The sequence below is a fragment of the Mesorhizobium sp. W067 genome (genome assembly GCF_054719525.1).
Map to the genome: position 1 here is coordinate 1 of NZ_JBTTII010000001.1, position 24,064 is coordinate 24,064.

General features: G+C 64.1%; 18 protein-coding genes and 1 pseudogene. 12 read left to right on the top strand and 7 right to left on the bottom strand.

Annotated features, from left to right (window positions below):
* On the bottom strand, positions 1-322 hold a 322-nt coding region (locus ACYG97_RS00005; RefSeq protein ID WP_460221548.1), incomplete at its 3' end, for a helix-turn-helix domain-containing protein.
* A gap of 166 nt (positions 323-488) precedes the next feature.
* Here ACYG97_RS00005 and ACYG97_RS00010 point away from each other — a divergent pair.
* From ACYG97_RS00010 to ACYG97_RS00020, 3 genes and pseudogenes are all read left to right on the top strand, one after another.
* Entirely contained in the window at positions 489-1,937 is a 1,449-nt protein-coding gene (locus ACYG97_RS00010; protein WP_023732265.1) for an APC family permease, read from the top strand.
* Between the two features lie 764 nt (positions 1,938-2,701).
* Positions 2,702-2,995, top strand: a pseudogene (locus ACYG97_RS00015) (cytochrome P450); the annotation flags it as partial.
* A 195-nt stretch (positions 2,996-3,190) separates the two neighbouring features.
* On the top strand, positions 3,191-4,678 hold the full coding sequence (locus ACYG97_RS00020) for an aldehyde dehydrogenase (RefSeq protein WP_023732264.1): 1,488 nt from the start codon (positions 3,191-3,193) through the stop codon (positions 4,676-4,678).
* A gap of 175 nt (positions 4,679-4,853) precedes the next feature.
* Here ACYG97_RS00020 and ACYG97_RS00025 read toward each other — a convergent pair whose 3' ends face one another.
* Complete coding sequence (locus ACYG97_RS00025; RefSeq protein ID WP_245260720.1) at positions 4,854-7,142, bottom strand: mechanosensitive ion channel family protein; 2,289 nt, start codon at positions 7,140-7,142, stop codon at positions 4,854-4,856.
* 282 nt (positions 7,143-7,424) lie between these two features.
* Here ACYG97_RS00025 and ACYG97_RS00030 point away from each other — a divergent pair, with 282 nt between their 5' ends.
* The 8 genes from ACYG97_RS00030 to ACYG97_RS00065 all read left to right on the top strand — a co-directional run bounded on the left by ACYG97_RS00030 (position 7,425) and on the right by ACYG97_RS00065 (position 18,362).
* Entirely contained in the window at positions 7,425-8,027 is a 603-nt protein-coding gene (locus tag ACYG97_RS00030; protein ID WP_023667842.1) for an ANTAR domain-containing response regulator, read from the top strand.
* A gap of 2 nt (positions 8,028-8,029) precedes the next feature.
* On the top strand, positions 8,030-9,268 hold the full coding sequence (locus ACYG97_RS00035; RefSeq protein WP_031261862.1) for a CmpA/NrtA family ABC transporter substrate-binding protein: 1,239 nt from the start codon (positions 8,030-8,032) through the stop codon (positions 9,266-9,268).
* A gap of 343 nt (positions 9,269-9,611) precedes the next feature.
* Positions 9,612-10,940, top strand: a complete 1,329-nt coding sequence (locus ACYG97_RS00040) for a CmpA/NrtA family ABC transporter substrate-binding protein (protein ID WP_031261860.1) — start codon at positions 9,612-9,614, stop codon at positions 10,938-10,940.
* A 92-nt stretch (positions 10,941-11,032) separates the two neighbouring features.
* Positions 11,033-11,923, top strand: a complete 891-nt coding sequence (ntrB, locus tag ACYG97_RS00045; RefSeq protein WP_023682697.1) for a nitrate ABC transporter permease — start codon at positions 11,033-11,035, stop codon at positions 11,921-11,923.
* A gap of 10 nt (positions 11,924-11,933) precedes the next feature.
* Complete coding sequence (locus ACYG97_RS00050; protein WP_023732258.1) at positions 11,934-12,731, top strand: ABC transporter ATP-binding protein; 798 nt, start codon at positions 11,934-11,936, stop codon at positions 12,729-12,731.
* Positions 12,732-12,735: 4 nt separating this feature from the next.
* Positions 12,736-15,186 (top strand): nitrite reductase large subunit NirB, encoded by a 2,451-nt coding sequence (gene nirB, locus ACYG97_RS00055; protein ID WP_023732257.1) that lies wholly within the window; start codon positions 12,736-12,738, stop codon positions 15,184-15,186.
* A gap of 5 nt (positions 15,187-15,191) precedes the next feature.
* Positions 15,192-15,521, top strand: a complete 330-nt coding sequence (nirD, locus tag ACYG97_RS00060) for a nitrite reductase small subunit NirD (RefSeq protein ID WP_023686954.1) — start codon at positions 15,192-15,194, stop codon at positions 15,519-15,521.
* 3 nt (positions 15,522-15,524) lie between these two features.
* Positions 15,525-18,362, top strand: a complete 2,838-nt coding sequence (locus ACYG97_RS00065; protein WP_023732256.1) for a nitrate reductase — start codon at positions 15,525-15,527, stop codon at positions 18,360-18,362.
* 132 nt (positions 18,363-18,494) lie between these two features.
* Here ACYG97_RS00065 and ACYG97_RS00070 read toward each other — a convergent pair whose 3' ends face one another.
* The 5 genes from ACYG97_RS00070 to ACYG97_RS00090 are packed head-to-tail and all read right to left on the bottom strand — an operon-like array spanning position 18,495 to position 23,218.
* Positions 18,495-19,790 (bottom strand): NAD(P)/FAD-dependent oxidoreductase, encoded by a 1,296-nt coding sequence (locus ACYG97_RS00070; RefSeq protein WP_023732255.1) that lies wholly within the window; start codon positions 19,788-19,790, stop codon positions 18,495-18,497.
* The gene (locus tag ACYG97_RS00075; RefSeq protein ID WP_023732254.1) at positions 19,787-20,770 is read right to left on the bottom strand and encodes a branched-chain amino acid ABC transporter permease; all 984 of its coding nucleotides are present in this window, start codon (positions 20,768-20,770) and stop codon (positions 19,787-19,789) included. The genes ACYG97_RS00070 and ACYG97_RS00075 overlap by 4 nt, the downstream gene beginning before the upstream one ends.
* A complete protein-coding gene (locus ACYG97_RS00080) occupies positions 20,767-21,675 on the bottom strand; it encodes a branched-chain amino acid ABC transporter permease (RefSeq protein ID WP_023710022.1) in 909 nt (302 codons plus the stop codon). Before ACYG97_RS00080 ends, ACYG97_RS00075 begins: the two co-directional genes overlap by 4 nt.
* Positions 21,672-22,421 carry a branched-chain amino acid ABC transporter ATP-binding protein gene (locus tag ACYG97_RS00085; protein WP_023732253.1) on the bottom strand — a complete coding sequence of 250 codons (750 nt, stop codon included), beginning with the start codon at positions 22,419-22,421 and terminating at the stop codon, positions 21,672-21,674. The genes ACYG97_RS00080 and ACYG97_RS00085 overlap by 4 nt, the downstream gene beginning before the upstream one ends.
* Entirely contained in the window at positions 22,418-23,218 is an 801-nt protein-coding gene (locus ACYG97_RS00090) for an ABC transporter ATP-binding protein (protein ID WP_023732252.1), read from the bottom strand. The genes ACYG97_RS00085 and ACYG97_RS00090 overlap by 4 nt, the downstream gene beginning before the upstream one ends.
* A 123-nt stretch (positions 23,219-23,341) precedes the next feature.
* On the opposite strand from ACYG97_RS00090, the gene ACYG97_RS00095 reads away from it, so the two are divergent.
* A complete protein-coding gene (locus ACYG97_RS00095; RefSeq protein WP_023732251.1) occupies positions 23,342-24,064 on the top strand; it encodes a GntR family transcriptional regulator in 723 nt (240 codons plus the stop codon).

The window sequence follows — 24,064 nt, forward strand, 5'->3', positions numbered from 1 at the left end:
TCAGCCTGTCGACGCCGAATTCCGACAGATGCACCGTCTCGGTTGTCGAACCCGCCAAATCCTGCGCCACGGGAATTGCCGTTTGCAGGAACGGGAAGCAGGCTTCGCGGATACGCGCCAGCCGCGACAGGCCGGCGCCGAGGCGATAGTGCCGCGTGCCGGCATCCTGCTCGACGAAACCATGGCCGCCAAGCGCCACCAGCAGCCGCCGCGTCGTCGCCTTGTCGAACGCACACCGCCGCGCGAGATCGGAAAGTCCGAGCTCGGGCTCGTCCGCCGTGAACAGCTCCAGAAGTGAAATCGCCTTGCCGACCGTACCCATCCAGCCTCCCGCTCGGATAGAAACTTAATGTGTGAATTAACTTGACAGGCATCCGCATTCTTTGCAAGTCTATATTCAAAATAAGGGTTCAAATAATGAACCAATGGCATTCAGGGAACAGGCCGAGCGGCCGCGAACCCAGGGGTTCGTAAGACTGGAGGGACAAATGTCAGCAGTTTCGGAACAGGCGCCCGCCAACAGGCTGCGCAAGAACAGTCTTGGCGTCGGCGCTATCACCTTCATGGTGATTTCGGCGGCGGCGCCGCTCACCGCGGTCGCCGGCGGCACGCCGCTAGGCATGCTTATGGGCAATGGGGCGGGCTTTGCCGGCACCTATCTTATCGTGACCGTGTTGCTGCTGCTGTTTGCCGTCGGCTACGTCGCCATGTCGCGCCATGTCGGCAATGCCGGCGCCTTCTATGCCTATGCCGCGCGCGGGCTCGGCGGTTTTGCCGGCGGCGCAACCGCAATCATCGCGATCCTGTCCTACAACGCCATGCAGATCGGGGTCATGGGCCTGCTGGGGGCCGCGACCGCCGGCCTGTTCGCCGGCTGGGGCATCGACCTGCCCTGGTGGGTGTGGAGCTTCATCGCCGTCGCCATCGTCGCGGTATTGGGCTACCGCCAGGTCGACCTGTCGGCCAAGATCCTGACGTTGCTGGTGCTGTGCGAATACATCGTTGTGCTGGTGCTAGACCTCGCCATCCTCAAGACCGGTGGCGACAGTGGTCTCTCGGCGGCGCCGTTCAGCTGGAGCCAGATCGTCAGCGGCTCGCCCGCCATCGCCATCCTGTTCTGTTTCGCCGCCTTCATCGGTTTCGAGGCGACGACGATCTACGCCGAGGAAGCCCGCGACCCCAAGGTGACCATTCCGCGCGCCACCTATTTCTCAGTGTTGCTGATCGGCGTCTTCTACATGGTCACGGCCTGGCTGATGGCGGTCGGGGCCGGCGTCGACAAATTGTTGTCTGCACTGCAGGCGCTTCAGGATCCGACGACCTTCCTGTTCGGCCTGTCCGACCGCTACGCCGGAACCATGCTGTCGCACGCCATGGGCATCCTGTTCGTATCGAGCCTGTTTGCCGGCGTGCTGGCGTTCCACAACGCCGTTGCCCGCTACATCTACGTCTCGGGCCGCGAGAAGCTGTTGCCTGAAGCGATCGGCGTGACGCATTCAGTGCACCAGAGCCCGCATGCCGCTTCCGTCATCCAGAGCGTGTTGGCCGCGCTCGTCATCGGACTGTTCGCGATACTCGGCCTCGATCCGGTGCTGGCGCTGTTTTCCTGGCTGACCAATGTCGCGACGCTCGGAGTCATCGTGATGATGGCTGTGGCCTCGCTCGCCGTGGTGATGTACTTTCGCGCCAATCCGTCTGCCCAGGAAAACGCGCTGAAGACCACCATCCTGCCGGGGCTGACCTTCATCGCCTTCGTCATCATCATCTACCTGATCGTCATCAATTTCGGCAGCCTGTCCGGGGCCGGTGGCTTCCTTGGCGTGTTCCTTCCGGGACTGGTGCTGATCGCCGCGGTGGTCGGCCTGCTGCTTGCCGGTGCGTTGAAGAGCCGGGATCCGGTTGCCTTCGAAAATCTCGGGGTGCCGCTGAAGGACTAGGGACAAAGGACAAGGGGGTAGCGCGTTCGGCGCCGCCCCTTTCCATCGCAAAGGGAGTACCGGCGTTGAGCTTTGCCGAGAGCATCACCGTTGAGGCGCTGGAAGCCGATCCGTATCCGATCTATGCGGAACTGCGGCGCAGCGCGCCTGTCGCTTTCGTGCCGGCGGTCAATCTCTGGTTCGTCACCCGCTGGAAGGACGTCGAGACCGTCGCAAAGTCACCCGACATCTTCTCCGCCGTCGTCGGTACGTCTCCGGTCGAACGCTCGTTCGGCAAGCCGACCATCCTGACCACCGACGGCGAAACGCATAAACAGCTGCGCCAAGGCGTCGATCCGAAATACCGGCCGCGCACCGTCGCCGCCTATGCCGGCGACCTCGTGCGGTCTATTGCCGAACCTTTTCTCGACCGGATCGCCGAACAAGGCTCCGCCGAGCTGATGGCGGATTATTTCGAGCCGGTGTCGACGCTCAGCCTGGCGTGGTCGCTTGGCCTTGCCGACATCGACATGCCGACGCTGCGCCGCTGGTTCTATGGCCTTGCGCAGGGCGCCATCAATTTCGAGAACGACCCGAAGCGGCAAGAGATCGCCGACGCGATCAGCGCCGAGGTCGGCGCAGCCATCCGGCCGACTCTGGATAGACTGGCGCGCGCTCCCGACGACTCGGCGCTGTCGCATATGCTGCATGACGGCATGCCGGAAGGCACGACGCGGCCGATCGATTTCTTGATGCCGAGCATCAAGGTCATTCTGCTTGGCGGCATGCAGGAGCCCGGACATGGTGCCGGTTCGATCCTCGCCGGCCTGCTTGCGCATCCCGAACAATTGCGGCAGGTGCTCGCCGATCCCGAGACCTTTGTGCCCAGGGCTGTCGATGAAGGCTTGCGCTGGGTGGCGCCGATCGGAACCCAGACGCGGCAGACGACGCAGGCGGTCGAGCTTGGCGGCGTAACCATCCCTGCCGGCGCCGCGGTCGCTGCACTTGTCTCCTCGGCAAGCCGCGACGAGAGCCGCTTTGCCGATCCAGACCGCTTCGACATCAACCGCAGGGAAGGCAATCATGCCGCCTTCGGCTTTGGTCATCATTTCTGTTCGGGCCGGTTTTTCGCGCGAGCAGATGTGCCTTGCGTTAAGGCTGCTGCTCCTGCGCTTCCCCGATCTCAGCTTGGTGCCAGGCAAGGTGCCGGTGTTTCGCGGCTGGGAATTCCGCGCGCCAACCACGTTGTATGTTTTCCTGGGAGTCCGCCACCAATGATCAGCCAGAATGCCATCGACGCGCTGCGCAAGACGGAGATCGGCGAGCGGGGCTTGTTTATCGACGGCGTACAGACCGCAGCGACGAGCGGCGCGACGCTGGCGGTGATTTCGCCGATCGACGGCCGCCCTTTTGCCAGCATCGCTGACGGCAATGCCGCCGACATCGATCGCGCGGTCCGATCGGCGCGAAGAGCATTCGAGAAGGGTTTATGGTCGCGCGCCGCCCCTGCCTTTCGCAAGAAGGTGCTGACGAAATTTGCCGAGCTGATCGAAAAACATGTCGATGAGCTGGCCGTGCTTGGCGTGCGCGACAACGGCACCGAGATCGGCATGGCCTACAAGGCCGAGCCGCTGTCGGCGGCCGTCACCATCCGCTACTACGCCGAGGCGATCGATAAGGTCTATGGCGAGATCGCGCCGACGGCCGACAATGTGCTCGGGCTGATCCACAGGGAGCCACTCGGTGTCGTCGGCGTCATCGTGCCGTGGAATTTCCCGCTGATGATCGGCGCCTGGAAGATTGCGCCCGCACTGGCCACCGGCAACAGCGTCGTCGTCAAGCCGCCAGAGATCGCCTCGCTGACCTTGCTGCGGCTGGCCGAACTCGCAAGCGAGGCTGGACTTCCCGAAGGCGTGTTCAACGTCGTTACCGGGCATGGTGCTGTCGCCGGCGAAGCGCTTGGCCTCCATATGGATGTCGACGCCATCGCCTTTACCGGATCGGGGCCGGTCGGCCGGCGGCTGCTCGAATACTCCGCCCGTTCCAATTTGAAGCGGGTCTTCCTCGAGCTTGGCGGCAAGTCGCCCAACATCGTCTTTGCCGACGCTCCGGACCTGAAGCAGGCGGCGGTCGTCTCGGCCAACGGCATCTTTCGCAATTCAGGCCAGGTCTGCGTGGCGGGCTCGCGTCTGCTCGTCCAGTCGTCGGTCTATGATCTTTTCATGGACGAACTTGTCTCGGCAACCACGCGGCTCAAGGTCGGCGACCCGCTCGATCTCGCCAGCGATATCGGTGCGGTATCGAGCGCCGAACAGCTGGACAAGAATCTCGGCTTCGTCGCCATGGCGCAAGCCGAAGGCGCCCGTCTCGTCGCCGGCGGCGAACGGATACTGACCGAGACCGGCGGCAGCTACATGGCGCCGACGATCTTCGAGAACGTGACGCAAGAGATGCAGGTGGCGCGCGAGGAGGTGTTCGGACCGGTGCTCGGCGTGATGCGCTTCGAGACCGAGGAGGAGGCGGTGCATCTGGCCAACTCCACTGTCTACGGACTTGCCTCGGCGGTGTGGACCGCCAATCTTTCCACGGCCCATCGCATGGTGCGCGCCATCAACGCCGGTGTCGTCCACGTCAACACCTATGGCGGAGCCGATATCACCGTGCCGCTTGGCGGCGTCAAACAGTCCGGTTTCGGCCGTGACAAGTCGCTGCATGCGCTGGAGAAATTTGTCGACCTCAAGACCGCCTGGATTGCGCTCTGAGCCTCGCGGAAAGGCCAGCATATCTGCTCTTTTCGTCAAGCTTGGCCTCAGAACGCCACGCTGGTGCTGGTTGGCGGCGATCAGGTCGTCGCTATCGGCAGCTCGACTAGCGTGGTGTCGCGGGTCCAGGCTTTGCGCGGAAAGCCGTGTTGCGACCGGCGGGTATCACAGCGTCCTACTCCGTTGTGCCGGCTTTTTTTCTGCGCCGATTGGTGTGCGACTGGGCGACGGCCATTCGTAATTCAGGTGTGACCTCCAAACGCGCATTCTCTGTCCCATGCGGGTCTTGCAGCCTCTGGACGTGGACGGTCGGGAATGGGAGCTCGATGCCCTGCTCCTTGAAGGCCTGGCGGAGGCGCAAAAAGAATCTGCCTTTCATGCTGAAGGCGCCTCCAGGTCTGGTCGTGACCTTGACCCTCAAGACGATGCCGTACTCGCCGAACTCCTGCACCCCCTGCATCTTGATCGGTTCGATCACCCAGTGTTTGAACTCCGGATCTTCCGCCAGTTCCAGGCCAATTCGCTTGATCAGTTTGCGAGCAAAGTCGATATCGGTGTCATAGCCAACGGTGATGTTGAATTTGTCGGTGACCCAGTCACGGCTCTGGTTCTGCACGGCGCCGAGTTCGCCGAAAGGTATCGTGAACAGCGGACCACGATGGTGGCGCAGCTTCACCGAGCGCAGCGAAAAGCTCTCCACCGTACCCCTGTAGCTGCCCGATGAAATGTATTCGCCGACACGGAAAGCATCGTCGAGCAGATAAAACACGCCAGAGATCACGTCCTTGACGATGGTTTGCGCGCCAAAACCCACGGCGACGCCGACGACGCCGGCGCCGGCGATCAGCGGGCCGATCTGGATGCCGATCGAAGCGAGCATCATCAGCACCGCCATCACGATGATCACTGCTAGCAGAATGTTCTGGATGATCGGCAACAGCGTGTGCAGCCGCGCCTGATGCGGATCGAGGGTGAGGATGTCTTCTTCGCTCACCACCGCTTGCGGTATCGCGACGCCCAGCTTTCGTTCGATCAAGGCTTTGATGATCGACCAGCCGAAATCGGCAGCAAGGGCAATGACCACGACGTTGATCAAGCCGCGCAATATGAGCATGGTGGTCGTATCGCTGCCGCGCATGGATTGCATGTCCAGGCCCAGTACGCGTGCGAGAAGGTAAGCCGCCGCGAGGATGAAAATCATCCGGATACCGCGATCGATGACAGCGATCGTCACCGCCGGGATCGTCGGCCGGCCCGCATCTTCCGAACCGGGCCGCAGGACGAAATTAACCCCGCGCTCTGTCAGCACAATTGCCAAAGGCAGGAAGAATCCGGTGAAGGTAAACCAGAAGAATGTGTAGAGGCCGGCAATGCGTTCGAGGAACAGAACGACGAAATAAGCCGTCAACAACCATGTCACTGCCGTGTGACCGCTGTGGCGCGCGCCGTCTCGCTGCGTTCTTGGCCGACGCCAAATGGCCAGCAGGAAGAGCAACAGCAGGATGAAATCGGCGCCGACGGACAGGACCATCATTCCGTCCTGGTCTATGCCGAGACCCGGCAAGAGGACAAACGCGGCGGCGAAGAAGGCGAAAACGCCGACGATCCGGGGCAGCCAATAAGCCCAATGGTCAGCAGCTCCGTTGGTGATCGGCAGGGCACGAACCTCGATGGCGTGCTCGACCTCCATGAAAGAAGGGACGAGCGTGGCCATCACGTATAGGCGCACAGCCCACGTAAAGACCGCAGCCATCAGAAATGTCAGCACAATCTCGCGGATGAGCGCTGGCCAGTCGAACAGCATGAACGCACCGGCGCTGCCCAGCGCGAACGAGCCGATCATCATGCTGGAATAAAGCGTGCGGCCGCCGATCTTCTTGGCCCGCCCGATGGGCGTATCTCTGGGTTGCGCGATGATCCAAAGACGAAATGGACGGGTGAGCTTGTATATTGCCCAGGTGAGCGCCAGGCCCGCAGCGATAAAGATCGCAATCAGCACCAATATGCTGACGGGGCCCTTGCTGGACATATCGTCCATTGTCTGGGCCCTGACGCGCGCGAACTGGCCCGGCAGTGTGGGCACGGTTCGCACGATTTTCTCGATGTGATGCTTGATCCGATCGAGCGTCGAGGATGCCATTGTATTCATCTGGCTCGGTGCGGCCACGGCGTCGGCCGGCGGAGCGCCAGCCTCGGCAGGCGCTTCCGTTGATCCAGCGGCCGGATTTCGTTGCTCGGCCACCCAGGCCTTCACCGACGGATCGTCGAGAAGCTCGAACAGCTGTTTGACCTTGTCGGACGCGACGGCGGCCGGTGACTGCGCCTGTGCCGGGCCAGCCAGCAGGAGGGCGATGCCAAAGATGAGCGGCCCGGCAATCAGGGCAAACATCGTCGTCAGGCCTCCGGGACGCCGTGCCGGGCGCGCCAGCTTGCTGGCTCCCAATCGTCGTTTCATGAGCAGCATCGTGCGGTAACCTTCCGGTCAGATCGGCGAGCAAGGACAGCTATGTCCGTCGTTGCCCCCACCTTTAACAAGCCGATGTTGCGGTGCAAGTCTCATCGCACCTAGACCGTTGGGTAGGGCACCAGGCGACCGGCAAGGCTGTCATCACCAGCGCCAGCGTTGCGCTGCATTCCTTGTCCCGACCACCTAGACCGGGTCGTTGTCGGTCGTCGGTTGCTCCGCGGCGGGAGCCTGTGACCATGCCGCATTGCACAATTTTGCGACCTTGCCCACAATGCACGCATGGTCCGCAGCTCACTCGCCGTCCTGGTCATCGACGAAAACCGTATCCGCGCCGCGATCATCGAGGCAGGTTTGCGCGAGGCCGGCCATGAGCGGGTCACCGTCATCCACGACGTGACCGGCATTGCGCGGCGCATCGCCGAGATCGAGCCGGACGTCATCGTCATCGACCTGGAAAACCCGAACCGCGACATGCTGGAAAACATGTTCCAGCTGTCGCGTGCGGTGAAGCGGCCGATCGCCATGTTCGTCGACCGATCGGACCAGGCATCGATCGAAGCGGCGGTCGATGCCGGCGTTTCGGCCTATGTCGTCGACGGCCTCAGGCAAGAGCGCGTCAAGCCGATCCTGGACATGGCGGTCAGCCGCTTCAACGCTTTCTCGCGCATGGCGCGCGAGCTGGAAGAGGTTCGAGGGGAGCTTGAGAGCCGCAAGGTGATCGACCGTGCCAAGGGCATCCTGATGAAGTCGCGCGGCCTGACCGAAGAGGCCGCCTACACGCTGCTGCGCAAGACGGCGATGAACCAGAACCGCAAGATCGGCGACATTGCCCAGAGCCTGGTGACTGCCGCCGGGCTGCTCGGGCCGTCGGAGGACGAATGAGCATGAGCGCCGAGCACCAGATCACCGCCGGCTTCATGCCGCTCTTCGACAGTGCCGTGCTGGTTGCGGCGGGTGAGCTTGGATTTGCCGCACGCGAGGGCATCGATCTCACACTGCACCGCGAGACCTCCTGGGCCAACATCCGCGACCGCATCGCCATCGGCCATTTCCACCTGGCGCACATGCTGGGGCCGATGCCGCTCGCCTGCAATCTCGGGCTGACGCCGCTTGCTTCCGAGACCATCGTGCCGTTTTCGCTCGGGCTTGGCGGCAATTGCATCACCATCTCCAACGCCGTCTGGGAAGGCATGGCGGCACACGGCGCCATACCCGATCTTGAGCCCGCGCGCGCGGGCGCAGCCCTCGGTGCCTTCATTCGCGACCGCGCCGGGGCTGGCGGCGATCCGCTGCGCTTTGCCGTGGTGCACCCGCATTCGGGGCATAATTACGAACTGCGCTACTGGCTTGCCGGGTGCGGCATCGATCCGGAGCGCGAGATCGAGATCGTCATCGTGCCACCGCCCTTCATGGCCGATGCGCTGGTCGCCGGGCGGATCGACGGCTACTGCGTGGGCGAGCCCTGGAACAGCGCCTCGGTCGCCGCCGGCACCGGCCATATCGTCACCGTCAAGGCACTGCTGTGGCGCAACAGTCCGGAGAAGGTGATCGGCGTGCGCAAGGCCTGGTCGCAGGAGAACCCGGTCGCGCTGGCAGCATTGCTGCGCGCGCTGCATCATTCGGCGCGCTGGTGCCAGGATCGGGGCAACCACGCCGAACTGGCTGGTGTGATGGCTCAAGCTGGCTTCCTGGGCCTGCCACCAGCTGTCCAGATGCCGATCCTGACCGGCCATCTTGAACTGGGCGGCGGCGCCGAACTGGATGTCGACGACTTCTTCCTGCCCTTCGACAAGGCGGCGAACTTTCCGTGGAAGAGCCATGCGCTGTGGTTCTATACGCAGATGGTGCGCTGGGGGCATGTCGAGCACACGCCGGAAAACCTTGCTATCGCCCGTGACTGCTACCGTCCGGACCTCTACCGCTCGGCGCTAAAGCCGCTTGGCGTTGCACTTCCCGGCGCCAATGCGAAGGTCGAGGGCGCGCTTAAGGTCGCCACGGCTGTCGGTGCGACCGGGGCAGGCTTGGTGCTTGGGCCGGACGGCTTCTTCGACGGTCAGACCTTCGACCCCGACGAGATCGACGGCTATATAGCGCGCCAGAAAGCGGCTCGCGCGGAAGCCTGATTATTCTCGCGCCATTCTTGTGCATTGCACAAAAAATGTGCGTGCGATTGCTGTAATGAACAATCTTTGACCTGCTTGCGATGTCGCCTCGCGTGCCGGCGTCTGGCGCGTAATGTTGATTTCATTTAGGTTTTTCGTTTCACTCAGAACTGGCACGGTTCCTGCTTTGAATTAGCCAGGCCCTTCGCGGGTCACGGAACAGGCGTCCAATGGCGGGCGCCACAGGCAAAGCTGCCGCTCAGGTCAACGACGCGATCCCGGATGTACGGACGCGCGAGGCCTGGACGGCGGCTTTTTTGTTTTGGCCACTCGACTAAGCCCTCGCGTTCAACCGGAGATCACGATGAAAGAAAAAATAGGGAAATGGATCGGGACGGGAACATCGCTCAAGGATGTGACGCGCCGCGATTTTCTTGTCAGCAGCGCCATGACGGCCGGCCTGTTCGTGGCGGCCCGCAAGCTCTTCCCCTCGGGCGCCTATGCCGCCACGACCGCTCCGGAGGTCACCGGCGCCAAGCTCGGCTTCATCGCGCTGACCGACGCGGCGCCGCTGATGATCGCCAAGGAGAAGGGGCTGTTCGCCAAGTTCGGCATGCCCGATGTCGAGGTGCTCAAGCAGGCCTCCTGGGGCGCGACGCGCGACAATCTGATGCTCGGCGGCGCAGCCAACGGCATCGACGGCGCTCACATCCTGACGCCGCTGCCCTATCTCATGCACACCGGCAAGGTGACGCAGAACAACCAGCCGATGCCGATGGCTATCGTGGCGCGGCTCAACTACGACTGCCAGGGCATTTCGGTTGCGCAGGAATACGCCGGCACCGGTGTCGGCCTCGACGCCTCCAAGCTGAAGGACGCCTTCGCCGCCAAGAAGGCGGCCGGCAAGGAAATCAAGGCCGCCATGACGTTCCCGGGCGGCACCCATGATTTGTGGCTCCGTTACTGGCTGGCCGCCGGCGGCATCGATCCCGACAAGGACGTCTCGACCATTGTCGTGCCGCCGCCGCAGATGGTCGCCAACATGAAAGTCGGCAACATGGACGTGTTCTGCGTTGGCGAACCGTGGAACGAACAGCTCGTCCACCAGGGCGTTGGTTTCACCGCCGCCACCACCGGCGAACTGTGGAAGGGTCATCCCGAAAAGGCGCTCGGCCTCCGCGCCGAATTCATCGACAAATACCCTAACGCCACCAAGGCGATCGTGATGGCCATCATGGAGGCCCAGCAATGGTGCGAGGCCACGGAGAACAAGGACGAGATGGCCGCCATCATCGGCAAGCGGCAATGGATGAACGTGCCTGTCGCCGACATTATCGGCCGCCTCAAGGGCGACATCAACTACGGCAACGGCCGCGTGGCCACCGGCACTGACCTCTACATGAAATTCTGGAAGGGTGGCGTTTCCTATCCCTACAAGAGCCACGACAGCTGGTTCCTCGCCGAAAACATCCGTTGGGGAAAATTCGCGCCGACCACCGACATCACGACGCTGGTCGATCAGGTCAATCGCGAGGATATCTGGCGCGAGGCGGCGAAGGATCTCGGCGTTGCCGCAGCCGATATTCCGGCCTCGTCGTCGCGCGGCGTCGAGACCTTCTTCGACGGCAAGATTTTCGACCCGGTCAACCCGTCGGCCTATCTCGACAGCTTGAAGATCAAGGCATCGGCTTGACCAGCGCAAACGGCGCGTTGCGCCGTTTGTCGCCCCAGCGCAACGGCGCTTCGCCGTTGTCGCCCGCATCGACCCCGGAGTTATTGTCAGACATGTCCATCCAAGCAATTGAGGAAACCACGGTGAAGGCGTTCCCCGCCAAGCCTGCCGCGGTCATCGCTTTCACCGCCAAAGCGCGGCGCCGCTTCGACCCGATCGCGATCGCCGGCAGGCTGGCCACCGCCCTGGTGCCGCCGGTAATCGTTATCGCCTTCATGCTGGTCGTGTGGCAGATCGCCTGCTCGTCGCCGACCGCCAGCCTGCCGCCGCCCAGCCAGGTGTGGAACGAGGCCTATGACCTGATCGCGCATCCGTTCTTCAACAACGGCCCGCAGGATATCGGCCTTGCGTGGCGGGTGCTGATCTCTCTGCAGCGCGTCGCCATCGGCTTCGGCCTGGCGGCGATCGTCGGCGTCGCGCTCGGCGCCCTGGTCGGCCAGTCGATCTGGGCCATGCGTGGCCTCGATCCGGTGTTCCAGATACTGCGCACCGTGCCGCCGCTGGCCTGGTTGCCGCTGTCGCTGGCTGCTTTCCGCGATTCCAGCCCGTCGGCGCTGTTCGTTATCTTCATCACCTCGATCTGGCCGATCATCATCAACACCGCCGTCGGCGTGCGAAACATTCCGGAAGACTACCGCAACGTCTCGCGCATCCTGCGGCTCAACCAGTTCGAATTTTTCGTCAAGATCATGGTTCCGGCAGCTGCACCTTACATCTTCACCGGCCTCAGAATCGGCATCGGCCTGTCCTGGCTCGCCATCGTCGCCGCCGAAATGCTGACCGGCGGCGTCGGCATCGGCTTCTTCATCTGGGACGCCTGGAACTCGTCGCGGCTGCCCGACATCATCGTCGCGCTCGCCTATATCGGCGTCACCGGCTTCTGCCTCGACCGCCTGGTCGCTGCGGTCGGCGCTTTCGTCACCCGCGGCACAACGGCAAAGTGAGGAGAGGGCGATGACGGCCTATCTGAAGCTCGACCATGTCGACAAATCCTTTGCCCGCGGCGGTCAGGTCAGCGAGGTGCTCAAGGACATCAGGCTGACCATCGACAAGGGCGAATTCGTCTCCATCATCGGCCATTCCGGCTGTGGCAAGTCGACCTTGCTCAATCTGATCGCCGGGCTGACCAAGGTTTCCGCCGGCGCCGTGCTGCTTGAAAACAAGGAGGTCGACAGCCCCGGACCCGAGCGCGCCGTGGTGTTCCAGAACCACAGCCTGCTGCCATGGCTCACCGTCTACGAAAACATCAGCCTGGCGGTGTCGAAAGTCTTTGGTCGTTCCAAGAGCAGGACCGAACGGCATGACTGGATCATGCGCAATCTTGATCTCGTGCAGATGGCCAATGCCAAGGACAAGCGGCCGGCCGAAATATCGGGCGGCATGAAGCAGCGCGTCGGCATTGCCCGGGCGCTTGCCATGGAGCCGAAGATCCTGTTGCTCGACGAGCCGTTCGGGGCACTCGACGCGCTGACGCGCGCCCATCTGCAGGATGCGGTTATGGACATCCATTCCCGGCTCGGCTCGACGACGATCATGATCACCCACGATGTCGACGAGGCGGTGCTGTTGTCCGACCGCATCGTCATGATGACCAACGGTCCAGCGGCGACCATCGGTGAGGTGCTTGCGGTGCCGCTGGCGCGGCCGCGTCGCCGCGTCGAACTCTCTTCCGACCGCACCTTTTTGCGCTGCCGCGAAGCGGTGCTGAAGTTCCTCTATGAACGTCACCGCTTCGTCGAAGCCGCGGAGTAACGCCATGACCGAAAAACTCGTCATCATCGGCAACGGCATGGCCCCCGGGCGCATGCTGGAGCATCTGCTCGAACAGGCGCCGGGCTGCTACACCGTGACCATCTTCAACGCCGAGCCGCGGGTGAACTACGACCGCATCATGCTGTCGCCGGTTCTCTCCGGCGAAAAGGCCTATGAGGAAATCATCATCCACGGCGACGGCTGGTACATCGCCAACAACATCACCCTCTACAAGGGTCACAAGATCGTCGCCATCGACCGGGCGGCCAAGACCGTCACCTCCGACCACGGCGTCACCGAGCCTTACGACAAGCTCGTCATCGCCACCGGATCGGTGCCTTTCATCATTCCGGTGCCCGGTCACGATCTGCCGGGCGTGCTGACCTATCGCGACCTCGACGATGTTCAGGCCATGATGCTTGCCGCCCAGTCGCGCGCCAAGGCCGTGGTCATCGGCGGCGGCCTGCTCGGGCTTGAGGCGGCAGCAGGTTTGAACGCCCAAGGCATGGACGTCACTGTGCTGCATGTCATGCCGACATTGATGGAGCGTCAGCTCGACCCCGCCGCCGGCTATCTCCTGCAGCGCGCGGTGGAACAGCGCGGCATCAAGGTCATCACCAAGGCCAACACACAGGCGATCACCGGCAACGGCAAGGTCGGGCAGGTGGAACTGGCCGACGGCACCATCATCCCGGCAACGCTGGTGGTGATGGCGGTCGGCATCCGGCCGAATGCGGCGCTGGCCAGGGAGGCCGGCATAGCCGTCAATCGTGGTATCGTCGTCGATGCCGGCATGCGCAGCAACGACCCCGACATCTACGCGCTCGGCGAATGCGCCGAGGTCAACGGCCAGGTTTACGGGCTGGTCGCGCCGCTCTATGAGATGGCGCGCGTTGCCGCGAACCAGTTGGCCGGCAACGAGGCAGCGGCCTTCGTCCACATGGACACGCCGACCAAGCTCAAGGTCACCGGCATCGACCTGTTCTCGCTTGGCGACTTCGCCGAAGGCGAGGACCGCCAGGAGATCGTGCTGCGCGATGCCGCCGCCGGCGTCTACAAGCGCCTTGTCCTGAAAGACGACCGCATCATCGGCACCGTGCTTTATGGCGAGACGGCGGATGGGGCCTGGTTCAACGATCTCAAGAAGAAGCAGACCGACATATCGGAGATGCGCGACACGCTCATCTTCGGCCAGTCCTACCAGGGGGGTGCCCCGCTGGACCCTATGGCGGCCGTTGCAGCCTTGCCGGATGATGCGGAAATCTGCGGCTGCAACGGCGTTTGCAAGGGCAAGATCACCGGCGCGATCACGGCTAAGGGCCTGGCTTCGCTCGACGACGTGCGCGCCCACACCAAGGCATCGGCTTCCTGCGGGTCGTGCACCGGGCTGGTCGAGAAGCTGATGGTGCTGACCATCGGCGACAAATACAACCCGGCCGCCGTGCAACCGATGTGCGGCTGCACCACGCTCGGCCATGACGAGGTGCGCCGGCTGATCATCGCCAAGAGCCTGAAGACCATTCCCGCCGTCATGCAGGAACTGGAATGGACGACCTCCTGCGGCTGCGCCAAATGTCGGCCGGCGCTCAACTACTACCTCGTCTGCGACTGGCCCGATGACTATGCCGACGACTACCAGTCGCGTTTCATCAATGAGCGCGTCCACGCCAACATCCAGAAGGACGGCACCTATTCGGTGGTGCCGCGCATGTGGGGCGGCGTCACCAACGCCGCCGAACTGCGCGCCATCGCCGACGTCGTCGACAAGTTCGAGATACCGATGGTCAAGGTCACCGGCGGCCAGCGCATCGACATGCTGGGCATCCGCAAGGAGGATCTGCCGGCGGTGTGGGCCGATCTCGGCCAGGCCGGCTTCGTCTCAGGCCATGCTTACGCCAAGGGCCTGCGCACGGTGAAGACCTGTGTCGGCTCCGACTGGTGCCGCTTCGGCACGCAGGATTCGACCGGCCTCGGCATTCGCATCGAGAAATTCATGTGGGGCTCGTGGACCCCGGCCAAGGTTAAGATGGCGGTGTCGGGCTGTCCGCGCAACTGCGCCGAGGCGACCTGCAAGGATGTCGGCGTGATCTGTGTCGACAGTGGCTACGAGATCCATTTCGCCGGCGCCGCCGGCCTCGACATCAAGGGCACCGAAGTGCTTGGCCTGGTCAAGACCGAGGACGAGGCGCTGGAGCATATCGTGGCGCTGACGCAGATGTATCGCGAGCAGGGCCGCTATCTCGAGCGCATCTACAAATGGGCCAAGCGCATCGGCATCCCCGAGATCAAGCGCCAGATCATGGACGACGGTGCAAAGCGCAAGGCCTATTACGAGCGCTTCGTCTTCAGCCAGAAATTCGCCCAGGTCGACCCGTGGTCGGAACGCGTCTCCGGCAAGGACAAGCACGAGTTCCGGCCAATGGCTTCTGTCGGGTTTGCGCAGGCGGCGGAGTGATCAAAATGGACTGGATATCGATCGGCTCACTCTCCGACATCCCGCGGCGTGGCGCGCGCTGCGTCGACACACCCGAGGGTAAGATCGCCGTCTTCCGCACGCAGGACGATCAGGTCTACGCCATCGACGATCATTGCCCGCACAGAGGTGGGCCGCTGAGCCAAGGCATCGTCCACGGCACCGCCGTCACCTGTCCCTTGCACAATTGGGTCATCTCGCTGGAGACGGGCAAGGCGCTCGGCGCCGACGAGGGCGCCGTGCGCACCATTCCTGTGCGGATCGAGGGCGAGCTCCTGTTCATTGCGCTGAAAGCGCTGGCCAGCCGCGCGGCCTGAAGCATGGAACTGGGCGAAGCGCGCGAGGTGAGGACCACCTGCCCCTATTGCGGGGTGGGTTGCGGCGTGCTGGCGAAAGTCGCCGCGGACGGTGAAGTCAGCGTCCGCGGCGACCCCGACCATCCAGCGAACTTCGGCCGGCTCTGCTCCAAGGGCTCGGCCCTGGCCGAAACCATCGACCTCGACGGCAGGCTGCTCTACCCCGAAATCCACGGTCGCCGTGCGGGCTGGGACGAGGCGCTCGACCGCGTCGCTTCGACCTTTTCGCAAACCATCGCCGAGCACGGTCCTGACTCCGTCGCCTTCTATGTCTCCGGCCAGTTGCTGACCGAAGACTACTATGTCGCCAACAAGCTGATGAAGGGCTTCATCGGCTCGGCCAACATCGACACCAATTCGCGGCTATGCATGGCCTCCTCGGTTGCCGGCCACCGCCGCGCCTTCGGCTCCGACACCGTGCCCGGCACCTACGAGGATCTCGAGCTCGCCGACCTGATCGTGCTGGTCGGCTCCAATCTCGCCTGGTGCCATCCCGTGCTCTTCCAGCGCATCGCGGCGGCCCGGGAAAAACGACCGGAGATGAAGGTGGTGCTGGTCGACCCGCGCCGCACCATGACCGCTGATATCGCCAACATTCACCTGGCGATCGCGCCGGATGGCGACGTTGCTTTGTTCACTGGTCTGCTCGCCTGGCTCGGCCAGCACAACGCACTCGACCGCGCTTACATCACCGCCCACACGACCGGCTTCGGGCAAGCGCTCTTCGCTGCCTCGAAACTCGATCTTGCCGGCGTTGCCGCCGCCACCGGCTTGAGCGAAGAGGAGCTTGCCCGCTTCTATAGCCTGTTTGCCACCACCGCAAAGACAGTGACGGTCTACAGCCAAGGCGTGAACCAGTCGTCTTCGGGCACTGACAAGGTCAACGCCATCATCAACTGCCATCTCGCCACCGGCCGCATCGGCAAACCTGGGGCAGGACCGTTTTCAGTGACCGGCCAGCCCAACGCCATGGGCGGCCGCGAGGTCGGCGGCATGGCCAATATGCTGGCCGCCCATATGGAGATCGAAAACCCCGAGCACCGCGACCGCGTGCAGCGTTTCTGGAATGCGCCGGCCGTCGCCCAAAAGCCCGGTCTGAAGGCGGTCGAGATGTTTCAGGCGGTGGCCGCCGGCCGCATCAAGGCATTGTGGATCATGGCCACCAACCCGGTCGACTCGATGCCGGATGCCGATGCGGTCGAGGGGGCGATCAAGGCTTGCCCGTTCGTCGTGGTTTCGGATGTGCTGGCGAGCACGGACACCATGCGCCACGCCCATGTGCGGCTGCCCGCCGCCGCATGGGGCGAGAAGGACGGCACCGTGACCAATTCAGAGCGCCGCATCTCGCGCCAGCGCAGCTTTCTTGCTGTGCCCGGTGAGGCGCGGCCGGATTGGTTGATCGTCGCCGAGGTGGGCAAGCGGATGGGGTTTGACGAGGCGTTTTCCTATTCGTCGCCAGCGGAAATCTTCGCCGGACACGCCGCGCTGTCCGGGTTCGAGAATGACGGCGCACGGGATTTTGATATTGGCGCTTATGCTGGTGTTGATAAGGAGGCCTATGCAGCGCTTGAGCCTTTCCAATGGCCGGCGCCGAGCCCAGCCACCCCCCTCTGGCCTGCCGGCCATCTCCCCCGCAAGGGGGGAGATCAGCCGTCGCCTCGGCCTTCGCCAATTACCAACGATGCAGAAGATATGCCGGCGTCAAAGCTGCCAATCTCCCCCCTTGCGGGGGAGATGTCCGGCAGGACAGAGGGGGGTGTTCAAGCGGGACTTGACCCTTCCAGCACCCGCTTCTTCGCCAACGGCAATTTCTACAATCCCGACCGCAAGGCCCGCTTCATCGCCATTCGTCCCATCGTCGAGACACACACCAGCCCGGACTATCCGCTGATCCTCAACACCGGCCGTGTTCGCGACCATTGGCACACGATGACCCGCACTGGGAAAAGCCCACGTCTCTCCCAGCACATGGCCGAGCCCTTTGTAGAGATCCACCCGGCGGATGCCACGCATCACGGCATTGGCGACGCCGACATCGTGCGCGTCTCCAGCCCGCGCGGCGATGTGCTGGTGCGCGCGCTGGTGACGGCACGCCAGCGCCAGGGCAGCGTGTTTGCGCCGATGCACTGGACTGACCAGTTTTCGGCAAAAGGCCGGCTCGACACGCTGACCGCGCCTCTGACCGATCCGGTTTCCGGTCAGCCTGCGCTGAAACATGTCGGCGCCCGCATCGAGAAGTTCGCCGCGAGAGCCTTCGGCTTCGCCGTGGTGCGCCGCAAGCCGGTGGCGGTCGCAGCAGATTACTGGGCCGTGGCCAAATGCAAGGGCGGCTGGCGGGTGGAGCTTGCCTTTGCTGACGACGACATCGACTGGGCCGGTTTTGCTGGTTCGCTTTTCGATGTTCCCGTAGCCGATACGCTCGCTTATCACGACCGCGATACCGGCCAGCATCGTATTGCTGCCTTCGACGACCAGCACCTCGCCGGGGCTTTGTTTATCGCGTCGGGACCGGTGGCGGTTTCGCGGGGTTGGGCGGCACAGCAACTCCAGGAGGTTCACACCAGCCAGCGCGAACGCTTCAGGATCGTCGCCGGTCGCGCCGGCGCCGATCGGCCCGATGCGGGCGCGACCGTCTGCTCCTGTTTCAGCGTCGGGGTCAACCAGATCGCGGCGGCAGTGGCAGCCGGGTGCGCGACAGTCGAAGCCATAGGCGGCGCCCTGAAGGCCGGCACAAATTGCGGCTCCTGCCGGTCCGAGATCCGGGCGGTCATCCAGGCCAATCGGGTTCAGGCTGCGGAGTAGATGCGGCTGGCTGGGGAGGGGATCTGACGATATCCTCTTGGGCCACCATGGTCATCGATTGCGGAAGGTGGTGGCGGTCCTTTTCGGGCCGCCATGAGCGCGCCGGCAGGGGGGATCACCTGGCTTGGCTGTCTAATCCAGCCGGTCGCGCAGGATGCTCCAGGGGAGCAGCATATTCGGTGCATAGCGCACGAGCTTATGCAGCGGGATCGGCGCTGGCGGCGCGAAGGGGAGCGGCAGATCGCGGGCGTCCGTTCCGCTCGCCCAGTCCGCCAGCACTTTGCCCATTGCCGTGGTCATGGCGATGCCGCGACCGTTGCAGGCGAAGCCGGCGATCAGGCCCGGGCCGAGGTCGATGAGACGCGGCAGGAAATCCGGCACCACCGCCGCCACGCCTGTCCAGCTGTAGGCAAGCGGCGGCAGGTCAGGCAAATCGAGATGCCTGGCGAGCCGTCGCCAGATCGTTTGCGGCATGCGCGTCTCAGCGCCGGCTCCGACGACATGCATGCCGCCGCTGATCAGCCGGTTCTGGCCATCGAAGCGGCACGTGAACAGGTTGCGCCTGGTGTCGCCGACGCCCTGGCCGCCGGGCAGCAGGCGCGCGCGTATGGCCCGCGACAGCGGCGCAGTGGCGATCTGGAAGACTTTCAGCGGGATATAGGTCCGCGCCAGTGTCCGGTTCAGTGCCCCGCCATAGGCGTTGGTGGCGATCACCACCTTGCCCGCACGCACGGCGCCGGATGCGGTCGTCAAGGTCCAGCCATCCGCAGCGCGGTCAATGGAAGCGACGCGCGTCTGCTCGAAGATCCGCGCGCCGGCTTTTTCGGCGGCATCGGCTAGGCTGCGCGCATACTCGACCGGATTGAGGACGCCGCCAGATCTGTCCATCCAGCCGCCGGCATAGCCGTCGATGCCGGTGAGCTCCGTGACCGCCATGGCATCGAGCGCAACGGTCGGCCTGCCCCGCGCCGCCCATTGCTCGGCGCGCGATCGCGTCTTTTCCAGCGCGGCGGACGAATGCGCCGGCTGGATCCAACCATTCTGCACAGCGTCGCATTCGATGCCGTGCCGCTTGATCAGCCCGAAGACCAGGTCGGCGCTGCCGGCGGCGAAGTCAACCAGGCGCCCGCCGCGCTCGGGTCCGAGTTCGGCGATGATGTCGTCTGGATCCCGCTTGGCGAAGTTCGGAACGACGAAGCCGGCATTCCGGCCGGTCGCACCCCAGGCAAGGAATTCGGCTTCAAGGACCGCGACCGAAAGCCCTTTCTCGGCGGCATGCAATGCCGTCGAGAGGCCGGAAAAGCCGCCGCCAACGATTGCGAGATCGACGTCGAGCCCGCCTTGCAGCGTGCCCCGGTCGCGGCGGTTGCGGCTGACGGCATGCCAGAGTGAAACGCCATGCACGTCTTGCCGGATCATGGCATTCATGGTCCGGCCTCGTTCTCGCTGGCCGCCGCCTTTGTCTGTTTGCCGGGCTTCGGCCGGCGCGGCCGGTCGCCGAACAATCCGTTAGGCCGGATCAGCAGGATGACGCAGAGCATGACGCCGATGGCGACGATCTGCAGCGAGGCCGCGCGTGCCTGCTGCTCGGGCGCAAACAGCACGCTGGTCAGCGTGCCCGACCCCGCCCATATCGCCCAGACCAGGATGCTGCCGGCGATGGCGCCGGCATTGCTGCCCGAGCCGCCGACGATCAGCATCACCCAGACCTGGAAGGTCAGGATCGGCAGGTAATTGTCCGGCGCGATGAAGCCGGTGAAATGCGCCTGCAAAGCGCCGGCCAGCGCCATGATGGCGCCGCCGACGGCGAAGGCCTGGACGCGGTAGAAGCGCGCGCTCTTGCCTAGCGAAATCGCCGCTCGCTCGTCCTCGCGCAGCGCCTTGAGCACGCGGCCCCACGGACTGCGTGACAGGTGCTCCAGAGCGAGATAGGCCATCAGCGTCACAGCCGAAACGACCGCGAGGTTCGACAGGTTGAACAGCAGCGGCGTCTCGGCAAGGCTGCCGAAAGGACGCGGAATGAAGCCGATGCCGAACGGGCCGCCCGTGAGTTTCTGCGCGTTGAGCGCGACCAGCTGCACGACGACGGCGACGCCGAAGGTGGTGATCGCCAGGTAGTCTGATCGCAGACGCAGCGTGGCCATGCCGGTAAGTGCTGCGGCGATACCGCCGACGATCATGGCGCCCGCCCAGCCGGCCAGGATCGGCAGACCGAAGCCGCCGAAGCGCGCGGCATCGTCCGGGGTCGTGAGCAGCGCCGATGTATAGGCGCCGATGGCGACGAAACCGGCAAGGCCGACATTGAACAGGCCGGTCAGCCCCCACTGCAGATTGAGCCCCAGCGTGACCAGCGAAAAGATCAGCGCGGTGGTCAGGAAGAAGGCGCCGTAGCCGAGCAGGTCCATCAGCGTTCCCTCACACCAAACAGGCCGATCGGCCGCACGAACAGCACCGCCATCAGGATGATGAAGGAGATTGCGGCGCGCCATTCGGCGCCGATCAGCTGCACTGCGCCGGCTTCGGCGAGGCCGATGATCAGGCCGCCGAGCACGGCGCCTGGAATGCTGCCTATGCCGCCGAGAATGGCGGCTGCGAACATCGGCAGCAGCATGTCGAAGCCCATGAACGGGCGGATCTGCACCAGAATGCCGATCATCACGCCGGCCACGCAGGCCAGCGCCCCGCCGATGATCCAGGTGACGCGCACCACGGAGGCAACATCGATGCCGACGATGCGGGCCAGGGCCGCATTCTGGCTCAGCGCCTGCATGGAGCGGCCGGTCTGCGTGCGGGTCATCAACAGATGCACGCCGAGCACCAGCACTGCGGTCAGCAGCAGCAGCGCGATCTGATCGGGCGTGATGCGGATGCCGAAGCCGACCGGCATGGCGATCTGGATCGCCCGGCTGAAATAGGTCGGGCGTGAGCTGAAGGTGAATTCGAGCAGGCTGCGCAGCGCCATCGAGGCGCCGAAGCTCGCCATCACCACGATGATGGCTTGCCCCTGCGAGCGCAGCCGCGAAAACAGCACCTTGTCGAGCAACAGCGCCAGCAGGGCGGTGAAAGCCATGCCGACAACCAGCGCAACCAGCAGCGGCCAGCCGAAGGATAGCGGACCAATGGGCGCCACCTTGCCGAACATCGCGCCGATGGCGCTGACGACGGCGAGCGTCGCATAGGTGCCCCAGGCCATGAAGTCGCCATGGGCGAAGTTCGAGAAGCGCAGGATCGAGTAGGTCAGCGTCACGCCGATGGCGCCAAGGCCGATCATCGAGCCGGTCAGCAGCCCATCGACGACAAATTGCAGGCTCATGCCGCGCCTCCCTTGCCGACGGGGGACGGGCGTTGGCCGAGATAGAGTTCGGCGACGACAGGATCGTTCCACAGTTCGGAAGCAACGCCCTCGTGCCGGTCCTTGCCGTCGACCAGCACATAGGCGCGGTCGCCGATGGCAAGCGCTGCCTTGGCGTTCTGTTCGACCAGCAGGATGGTGACGCCGGACTTGCGGATGCCGGCCAGCATCTCGAACACCGTCGATACGAATTTCGGCGACAGGCCGGCCGACGGTTCGTCGAGTACCAGCACCTTGGGATGGACGATCAGGGCGCGCGCGACGGCAAGCATCTGCCGCTGTCCGCCCGACAGATTGCCGGCGGCGGTGCGGCGCTGGCGGACGAGGTCGGGGAAGGCCGTGTACATTTCCTCGATGCGGGCAGGGATTTCGCGTCGCTCGAGGATGCCGCAGGCGACTTTCAGATTGTCCTCGACCGACATCAGCGGGAAGATGTTCTCCGTCTGCGGTACGAAGGCCAGGCCGAGCCGAACCATGGTGTGGGCGGGAGCAGCAGTTATGTCCTTGCCGTCCAGGAACACCGCGCCGCCGGTGATCGGGACAAGGCCGGCGATCGCCTTGATGAAGCTCGACTTGCCGGCGCCGTTGGGACCGAGCACGACGACGATCTCGCCCTTGCCGACGGTGATCGAGGCGCCGCGCACGATCGGCACGCCGGGCTCGTAGCCGGCTTCGAGGTTGCGCACGTCGAGGACGGTCTCGTTCATGTGGCGCCCCCGAGATAAGCCTCGATGACGCGCGGGTCGCGGGCGACCTCTTCCGCCGTGCCTTCGCTGAGCAGTTGACCGCTCGCCATGACGAGGACGCGATGGCAGAGCCGCGTCACCATGTCGATATTGTGCTCGATCAGCAGAAAGGTGATGCCGTGCGCGTTGATGTCGCGGATGCGGTCGATGATGATCTCGAGCAGCGTCGCGTTGACGCCGGCGGCCGGTTCGTCGAGCAGGATGATCGCCGGATCGGCCATCATGACGCGGGCGAGTTCGAGCAGCTTGCGTTGACCGCCGGAAAGCACGCGCGCAGGTTCGTGCGCCAGCCGAGCGAGCGAGACGAGCTCGAGCAGCTCGAGGGCCTTTGCCCTGGCTGCTCTTTCCTGTGCCGCCACTCGCCAAGGCGTGACGAAGTTGGCGAGCAATTTTTCGCCGGCTTGGCCCTGCGCCGCCAGCATGATGTTTTCGATCAGCGTCAGATTGGGCAGGGGGCGCGGGATCTGGAAGGTGCGGCCAAGACCACGGCCGATACGCAGATGAGCGGCTTCGCCGGAGACGCGCGTGCCACTGAGCAGGATATCGCCGCTGGTCGGCAATATGCTGCCGGCGAGCAGGTCGAACATGGTCGTCTTGCCGGCGCCATTGGGTCCGATCAGGCCGAGGATTTCGCCCGCTCTGACATCAAACGAGACATTGTCGACGGCGACAAGGCCGCCAAAACGCCTGATGACGTTTCGTGCCGTCAGAACCGGTGGACGGGTCTCCTGCCCTTGGCGCTGCGCGGCATCGCTCATCAAACCCTCTGGCCGAAGACGATCGTTGTCGCCTCTGATTTTTGATTTGTGATCACACTTGCGTTGATCACGCTATTCGGCTTTAATTTCATTCGCAAGCCGAAAACGGGGCAAATGCCGGTAATGCAGAAGGCTGCCATCGACAAGAACAACGGGACGATCGCAGCCCAGCTTACGCCGGTCGGCCGCGAGACGGTGCAGGATCGCGTCTATTCCGAGTTGCGCCGTGCTCTGATCGGTGGCCTTTTCGAGCCGAACCAGGTGCTGACTATCCGCGGTCTCGCCGATGCGCTGGTCACCTCGACCATGCCGGTACGCGAAGCGCTTGGACGGCTGATCACGGAAAAGGCGCTGGAGGCGCTGCCCAACCGCTCGGTGCGCGTGCCGCCGATCACGCTGGAGCGCATCGACGACCTCCTGCGCGCCCGCTCACTCATCGAAGGCGAAGCGATCGCGCTTGCCGCCACGCGTATGAGCCCGCGCCAGATCGCTTCGATCGAAGCCATGCTGGGCGAGTGGGACGAGATGCGGGCCCTGAAGCACAAGAAGGATATCGACCGCGAAGCGACGCTCAACCAGAGCTTCCATTTTGAGATCTACCGCTGCTGCGGCTCGGCTGTGCTGATCCCGATGATCGAAAGCCTCTGGCTTCAATCGGGACCCTGCATCCGCGTCGCCATCTATGCCTTCTCCGAGGCCGGCGAGGTCGATACCGCGCACTATCACCGCGGCATTGTCGCGGCACTTGCCAAACAGGATGCGCAAGCGGCGCGCGAGGCGCTGGTAGCCGACATCAGCCGCCCCTTCGCCTTCCTGCGCGACAAACTTCAATCGGCGAAGGACTGA